Annotated in this window: 6 protein-coding genes and 1 pseudogene; 6 read left to right on the top strand and 1 reads right to left on the bottom strand. The window is 73.5% G+C overall.

Translation table 11 applies throughout. From position 1 onward, the window contains the following. Positions 1-441, top strand: a pseudogene (locus PYV61_RS18735) (hypothetical protein); the annotation flags it as partial. 87 nt (positions 442-528) lie between these two features. Here the strand turns inward: PYV61_RS18735 and tssK are convergent. After that, positions 529-1,878, bottom strand: a complete 1,350-nt coding sequence (gene tssK / locus PYV61_RS18730; RefSeq protein WP_275834438.1) for a type VI secretion system baseplate subunit TssK — start codon at positions 1,876-1,878, stop codon at positions 529-531. Positions 1,879-2,343: 465 nt separating this feature from the next. Between tssK and tssB the strand changes: the two genes are divergently transcribed. From tssB to tssA, 5 genes are all read left to right on the top strand, one after another. Continuing rightward, entirely contained in the window at positions 2,344-2,865 is a 522-nt protein-coding gene (gene tssB / locus PYV61_RS18725; protein ID WP_275834435.1) for a type VI secretion system contractile sheath small subunit, read from the top strand. Further along, positions 2,858-4,342, top strand: a complete 1,485-nt coding sequence (gene tssC / locus PYV61_RS18720) for a type VI secretion system contractile sheath large subunit (protein ID WP_275834433.1) — start codon at positions 2,858-2,860, stop codon at positions 4,340-4,342. Before tssB ends, tssC begins: the two co-directional genes overlap by 8 nt. Positions 4,343-4,403: 61 nt before the next feature. Further along, on the top strand, positions 4,404-4,898 hold the full coding sequence (locus PYV61_RS18715) for a type VI secretion system tube protein Hcp (RefSeq protein WP_275834431.1): 495 nt from the start codon (positions 4,404-4,406) through the stop codon (positions 4,896-4,898). 114 nt (positions 4,899-5,012) lie between these two features. After that, entirely contained in the window at positions 5,013-5,768 is a 756-nt protein-coding gene (locus tag PYV61_RS18710; protein WP_275834429.1) for a type VI secretion system accessory protein TagJ, read from the top strand. Between the two features lie 31 nt (positions 5,769-5,799). Beyond that, positions 5,800-6,696: type VI secretion system protein TssA (tssA, locus tag PYV61_RS18705; protein WP_275834427.1), on the top strand; the 897-nt coding region annotated here is incomplete at its 3' end.

The raw sequence follows: 6,696 nt of genomic DNA, 5'->3' as shown, positions 1-6,696 counted from the left end.
CTGTTCGGCGGGGGGAGCGCGCTGCCCGCGCTCCCGCCCCTCCCGCCGCCGGTCGCCGCGGCGCCGATGGCCCCGCCGCCGATGGCCCCGTCACCGGTCGCCCCGTCGCTCCCGCCCCTGCCGCCGCTGCCGCCGCCGAGCGCGCCGTCGCCGTTCGGCGTCGCGTCGCAGCCGTCGGGGGGGAGCGAGTACACGCGGATGATCCGGCAGAGCGTCACCCCGGCCCCGCCCCCGGCCGCCCCGGCCCCCGCGCCCGCCGCCGCCGCGCCGGCCGCCCCGCGCCGCCCGATCCCGATGCCGCTGATCATCGTGATCAACGTCGTGCTGCTGCTGACGGTCGCGCTGGTCCTCTACTTCGCGCTCCGCCCCAAGCCCCCCGCGCCGGCGCCGACCCCGGCGCCCGCGGCCGCCGACTCCCAGGGCGTACCGGCGCCGAAGTGACGGTTCCACTTCAACGGCCAGGAGAACGGATGAGACGGATCGGATCGGATCCGTCTCATCCGATTCCCGGCTGTTGAACGGCTGCGGTCACTGCAGCACGATCACCAGCTCCAGCCGCGCCCCCGGCAGCTCCGCCGGCACGTACACCGCGAGGTTGCGCGCCCGCGCCACCGCGTCCCACGCCGGCCCCGCGCGCCCGACCGCGAAGTAGAGGTAGTCGAGCTTCACCGGCACCGCCGCCGGCGGCTGCGGCACGTGCACCAGCTCCAGCCCCGGGAGCGCCTGGCGGATCAGCGTGTCGACCACGTCCGCCGAGCCGACCTTGCAGCCGTGCACCACGCGGGACACGAGCTCCGCCTGCCGCACCGGCGCGCTCACCGCGAGGTACCACTGCGGCGCCGTGAGCCACCGCTCCTGCTCGATCGCCGCCGCCTGCACCGCGGGCGCCACCGCGCGCAGCGGGATCGCGATCGCCGACTCCGGCACCGCCGTCTCGAGCAGCTCCAGCAGCCGCGCCTCCAGCTGCGTGAAGCAGTCGCCGAGCCGCGCGTGGTCGTAGACCGGCAGCGGGCGCCCCGGCGGCGCGAACGTCGTCAGCGCGCCGGCGAGCGCCGTCAGCGCGTCCCACAGCGGCTCCGGGTGGCCGCCGCGCACCTCCGTCAGGTGGCGCAGCGCCGGCAGGTGCGTGTTCAGCGTGTAGAGCAGCCAGAACGCCGCGACGTCGGTGATCGAGAAGTCGGCCAGCCCCTGGTTGCGCTGCCGCCGCGACCCGGCGAGCGCCGCCCCCTTGGCCGCCACGCGCTCCAGCACGCGGCGCCCGATCGCCGTCAGCGCGTCGCTGGCCGCGACGTCGAGCAGCGGCGGGATGAACGCCGGGTCGAGCGTCACCTCGCCGGTGGGCGCGCGCAGCAGCCGCGCCACCGGCAGCGTCGTGTACCCCTCGACCGCGTCGCCGTCGAGCAGCAGGCGCAGGTTGGTGCGCGCGACCTGGATCGGCCGCTCGGCGAGCCCCGTCGTCTCGTCGCGCGAGAGCTGCTCCTCGGCGCGCCAGCGCGCCGTCGACGCGCCGCCGGCGCGCGCGTCGGCGGCGATGTTGCGCGCGCCCGGCCGGTACTCGGGGACCGCGAGCGAGACCAGCATCGCGCGCTGGTCCTGCGCCCACGCCCCCTCGAGCGGGCGCGGCGGGGGCGTGGGGTCGGCCGCCGGCGCGTCGAACAGCAGGCCGTCGGACATCCGCCCCGCCACCGCGCGCACCACGAGCGTCCCGCCGGCCAGCGCCTCGCGGTCGACGTCGAGGCGCGTCAGCCCCCAGGGGCAGAAGGTCAGCGCGCCCAGCTGCGCCCGCAGCAGGTCGTCGTGGTAGCGGTCCTGCGCCTGCAGGTGCTGCGGCGTCAGGAGGGTGCCCTTCGTCCAGAGCACCGGGTGGAGGGATGGCATGGTGGGACAACCTACCCGGCGCCTCCCGCGATGCCAGCCGCGCCGCGCCGCGCGGGACGGACGGGACCGCCGCGATCGCGCGCGGCGTCGTCGGGGGGGCGTCGGTGTGTCGGCGGTGTGTCGGCGTCGCGCCGGCGTTGCGTCGGCGAGACAGCGCGTCGCGCGCGCGACGTTGCATGTCGGGGTCGTTCGACCCGCGGCGCGCGGCGGCGGAGATAACGACCATGGCAGGTGTCGCGTCACGCCGTCGGAAACACTCGCGTCGCCGGACACCGTTCGCTTGACTTCCCCCAGCGGGAGCTACACACTGGGGCGCCGCAACCGGCCGTTTGCCACGTGCGTCACATTCGACGCGTGTCCCTTGGGCACGCGCGTCGTGGCGCGTCCTGGCGCGGCGGGTCGCTCGGCACTCGTCGCCGTTCCCGCTTCGTGCAAGTCCCGTGCTCTCCCCCGCAGGAGTCCTTCATGGCCGACAGTACTCAGAAGAAGCTTGAGCGCGTGCGCCCGCCACGCATCCAGATCTCGTACGAGGTCGAGACGGGCGGAGCGATCGAGATGAAGGAGCTCCCCTTCCTCATGGGGGTGCTCGGGGACTTCACCGGGCAGCCGAGCGAGCCGCTCCCGAAGCTCAAGGACCGCAAGTTCGTCGAGGTCACCCCCGACAACTTCGACGACGTGCTGGCGAGCATGAAGCCGCACCTCGCCTTCAGCGTCGAGAACAAGCTCAGCGAGGACGCGGACGCGCCGAAGCTCGCCGTCGACCTGGACTTCCGCTCCATGGACGACTTCAGCCCCGACGCCGTGGCGCGCCAGGTCAAGCCGTTGCGCGAGCTCCTCGACCTGCGCACGCAGCTGGCCGACCTGCGCGGCTCGCTGCAGACCAACGAGCGGCTCGACGAGGTGCTGCAGGCCACGCTCGGCGACCAGGCCAAGATGGACCAGCTGAAGACCGAGCTCGGCCTCGGCGGAGGCACCGACAATGGCTGAGGCGCAGACCACCGGCGGCGCGGCGGCGAGCTACACGGCCGACGCGACCGGCTCGCTGCTCGACCAGATCGTCAGCGACGGGAAGGTCGGGCGCGACGCGGAGAGCGCGGCGCGCGGCAAGGACCTCGTGAAGCAGTTCGTGGCGCAGGTGCTCGAGGGCGCGATGACCGTCTCGCGCGACACCGAGAGCATGATCAACGCGCGCATCGCGCAGATCGACCACCTGCTCTCGCTGCAGCTCAACGAGATCCTGCACCACCCCGAGTACCAGAAGCTCGAGGCCAGCTGGCGCGGGCTGAAGTACCTGCTCTCGCAGAGCGAGACGGGCACGCAGCTCAAGATCAAGGTCCTCAACGTCAACAAGAAGGACCTGCTGCGCGACCTGCAGCGCGCCCCCGAGTTCGACCAGTCGGCCCTCTTCAAGAAGGTCTACGAGGAGGAGTACGGCGTCTTCGGCGGCACGCCGTTCGGCTGCCTCGTCGGCGACTACGAGTTCGACAAGACGGGGCAGGACATCGAGCTGCTGGAGAAGATCTCGAACGTCGCCGCCTCGGCGCACGCCCCGTTCCTCTCGGCGGCCGCGCCCGGGATGTTCAACCTGGAGAGCTTCACGGAGCTCGACCAGCCGCGCGACCTGGCGAAGATCTTCGACAGCACCGAGTACGCGAAGTGGAAGGGCTTCCGCCAGACCGAGGACGCGCGCTACGTGGCCCTCACGGCGCCGCGCATGCTCATGCGCGAGCCCTACGGCAGCGCGACGGTGCCGATCGAGGCGTTCAACTACGAGGAGCGCGTCGACGGCACGGACCACGGCGCCTACCTCTGGGGGAACTCGACGTACGCGCTGGCGGCGAACATCAACAAGGCGTTCGCGATGTACGGCTGGTGCGCCTCGATCCGCGGCGTCGAGAGCGGCGGGCTGGTCGAGGGGCTGCCGGTGCACAACTTCCGCACCGAGGCCGGCGAGCTGGCGATGAAGTCCCCGACCGAGGTGCAGGTCACCGACCGGCGCGAGAAGGAGCTGGCCGACCTCGGCTTCGCGGCCCTCGTGCACCAGAAGGGGACCGACCAGGCGGCGTTCTTCTCGGTGCAGTCGTGCCAGAAGGCGAAGACCTACGACACGCCGTCGGCGACGGCGAGCGCCCGCATGTCGGCGCAGCTCCCGTACATCTTCGCGACGTCGCGCTTCGCGCACTACCTGAAGGTGATGATGCGCGACAAGATCGGCGGCTACACGTCGAAGGACCAGATCGACTACTTCCTCAACCGCTGGATCCAGAACTACGTCGCGCCGGCGGGCTCGAACCCGGCCGTGATGCAGAAGTGCCCGCTCTCCGAGGCGCGCATCGACGTCGTGGAGATGCCCGGCAAGCCCGGCGCGTACCGGGCCGTCGCGTTCCTCAAGCCGCACTACCAGCTCGACGAGCTCGCGGTCTCGATGCGCCTCGTGTCCGACCTCCCCGCACCGGCCAAGTGACGCCGACCGGGCGGCGCGCCCGCGCCGCCCGCCCCACCCCCGCACCCCCCAGGATTCGCGCATGCCCATCTACATGAAGATCGAGCCCGAGATCAAGGGTGAGGTCACCGCCGAGGGCTTCAAGGACCAGATCGCGCTGCACAGCTTCCAGTTCGGCGCCGGCATCGCCGTGTCGTCGGCCCAGGGCAACGCCGGCAAGCGCTCCGCCACCGACGCGTCGTTCTCCGAGATCACGGTGACGTCGTCGCTCGACAACGCGACCGGCCCGATGCTGGACCAGCTGGCCGCGGGCAAGGCGGCGGACAAGATCACCATCTCGTTCACCAAGGCGTCGAGCAAGAACGCGGCGGGGAACGACAAGTACCTCATCATCACGATCGAGAACGTGTTCATCTCGGGCGTGAGCATGTCGTCGGGCGGCGACGAGCCGAGCGTCTCGATCTCGCTCAACTACGCGAAGATCAAGGCCGAGTACCACATGAGCGACGTCAGCGGCAACCTGACGAAGGGGCTCGGGTTCGGCTGGGACCTCACGACCCAGAAGTCCTACGCCTGATCCGACCGGACGGCAGGGCGGCGACCGCGCGCATCCGCGTGCGGTCGCCGCGCCCGTCCCACTCCCCGCCGCGCCCGCCGCGCCCGCCGCACCCCGCCGTCCCGTCCCCGCGCCATGTCGTCCGCCCAGGATCTCCTCCGCGCTGGCCAGCTGCAGGCGGCGATGGACGTCGTCAGCCAGTCGCTGCGCGCCCGCCCCACCGACGTCGCGCAGCGCACCTTCCTCTTCGAGCTGGCGAGCTTCGCGGGCACCTGGGACCGCGCCCTCAAGCAGCTCGACGTGCTCGCCTCGGGCGGGCAGATGGCCGAGGCGGGGACGCTGCTCTACCGCGCCGCGATCACCGCGGAGCGCGTGCGCGAGCACATGTTCGCCACCGGCGACTTCCCCACCGCGCCCGCCCCGACGCCCGTCGCCGGGACGCTGAACGGGCGCGCCTTCACCGCCATCGCGGACGCCGACCCGCGCGTCGGCGCGCGCCTCGAGGTGTTCGCCGGCGGGCGCTATCTCTGGCTCCCGTTCGCGCACCTCGCCTGGCTGCGCGTGACGCCGCCCGTCCACCTGCGCGACGTGCGGTGGCCCACCGCGCGCCTCGGCACCGGCCCGTCGGTGCGCGACCTCGACCTCGGCGAGGTCGTGCTCCCCGCGCTCTCCCCCGCCGCCTGGCGCCTCGACGATCCCGAGCTCCGCCTCGGGCGCGCCACCGACTGGGAGGAACTCGCCGACGGCCAGTGGGCCCCGGCCGGGCAGAAGGTGCTGTGGGTCGCGGGCCCCGAGTTCGGCGGCGACGACGGCACCCACGTGCCGCTGCTCGACGTGCGCGAGCTGACCGTCGCCGCCCCCCTCCCGGCCGCGCCCGCCCTCCCGGCCTGACCCGGCCACCCGCCCTCGTCTCACCCCACGCGTGCCCGTCCTGCCCCCCGACGTCCTCGCCGCGCTCCTCGCCCCCATTCCCGGCGACGCGCCCGGCGGACGCGACCTGCGCTACGACCCGCGCTACGACGCGATCCGCGAGGCCCGCCGCGAGGACGCGGACCTCCCGCAGGGCGCCTTCGTCGCCGAGCGGAAGCTCGCCGACTGGCCGCGCGTGCAGAAGGACACGACGGCGCTCCTCACGACGGGGAGCAAGGACCTGCAGCTCGCCGCCTGGCTCACCGAGGCGCTGCTCAAGCGCCACGGGCTGGGCGGGCTGGGCGACGGCCTGACGGTCCTCACCGGCCTGCTGCAGGACTACTGGGACGTCTGCTTCCCCGAGCTCGAGGACGGCGACGTCGAGCTGCGGCTCGGCCCCGTCGAGTGGGTGGGCGCGAAGCTGGACGTGGCCGTGCGGCAGGTCGCCGTCGCCGGCGAGGGGCTGACGTGGATCCAGTGGCAGGACGCGCAGACGATCCCCACCGAGGCCGAGGCCAAGGCGGACCGCGAGAAGCGCGAGTTCCGCGAGGCGCGCGTCGCGGAGGGCAAGCGCCCGCGCGACGTCGCCGAGAAGCTGGTCGAGCAGACGCCGAAGGCGTTCTACAAGGCGCTCGTCGCCGACGCCGCCGCGGTGCTGGGCGCCATCGCGACGCTCGACCGGGTCGCCGACGAGCGCTTCGCCGACGACCCGCCGAGCCTCGTGCCGCTGCGCACGGCGGTCGAGGCGGTGCAGCAGGTCGCGTCGCAGATGCTCGCCGAGAAGCTGCGCCTCGACCCCGACCCGCCCGAGCCGGAGCCGGAGGTCGCGGCGGAGGCGGCCGCGGACGCGGCGGGCGGCGCGCGGAGCGCGACCGGCGCGCCCGCGGTCACGATGGCGGCCGAGCCGGCG

This window comes from Roseisolibacter sp. H3M3-2 (assembly GCF_029211165.1).
GTDB lineage: Bacteria > Gemmatimonadota > Gemmatimonadetes > Gemmatimonadales > Gemmatimonadaceae > Roseisolibacter.
This window is presented reverse-complemented; position numbering and strand designations above follow the sequence as displayed.

Coding starts and splice junctions, on each gene's coding strand:
- PYV61_RS18715 (WP_275834431.1), top strand. CDS start 4,404: ATGCCCATCTACATGAAGATCGAGCCCGAGATCAAGGGTGAGGTCACC.
- tssK (WP_275834438.1), bottom strand. CDS start 1,878: ATGCCATCCCTCCACCCGGTGCTCTGGACGAAGGGCACCCTCCTGACG.
- tssB (WP_275834435.1), top strand. CDS start 2,344: ATGGCCGACAGTACTCAGAAGAAGCTTGAGCGCGTGCGCCCGCCACGC.
- PYV61_RS18710 (WP_275834429.1), top strand. CDS start 5,013: ATGTCGTCCGCCCAGGATCTCCTCCGCGCTGGCCAGCTGCAGGCGGCG.
- tssC (WP_275834433.1), top strand. CDS start 2,858: ATGGCTGAGGCGCAGACCACCGGCGGCGCGGCGGCGAGCTACACGGCC.